Source organism: Pseudoalteromonas sp. SR44-5 (genome assembly GCF_014163675.1).
Taxonomy (GTDB): Bacteria; Pseudomonadota; Gammaproteobacteria; order Enterobacterales; family Alteromonadaceae; genus Pseudoalteromonas; species Pseudoalteromonas rhizosphaerae.
In genome coordinates this window covers 1-339 of record NZ_JACJDT010000215.1, presented here as the reverse complement: position 1 = coordinate 339, position 339 = coordinate 1, and the positions used below count along the sequence as shown (strand labels likewise).

The following is a 339-nucleotide window of genomic DNA, read 5'->3' as shown; positions in this document are numbered from 1 at the left end:
ACAATAGCGTTTTGGACCCACCTGACCCCATGCCGAACTCAGTAGTGAAACGAAACAGCGCCGATGATAGTGTAGCATTTGCTATGTGAAAGTAGGACATTGCCAGGCTCCAAATTGAGAAAGCCGCTTCAGAAATGAAGCGGCTTTTTTACGTCTGTAGGAAAGCTAATGGCTTCGAGCCGTCAGCAGCGCAGTGTTATACCAATCTGCCAAATTATACCAATCTGCCAAATTATGTGATCTAATTAGCACACTGATACCTATCTACTTTTACTAAATTGAACTTAGAAAAATCCAAGCAACTTTTAGCTTTATCACGTAAAGAGCCTAATGCGAGAA

At 41.9% G+C, this 339-nt stretch carries 1 rRNA gene; it reads left to right on the top strand.

Annotation, left to right across the window (positions count from 1 at the left end):
* Positions 1-108: ribosomal RNA gene (rrf, locus tag H5154_RS23310) — 5S ribosomal RNA — on the top strand; the annotation flags it as partial.
* Between the last annotated feature and the right edge of the window lie 231 nt (positions 109-339).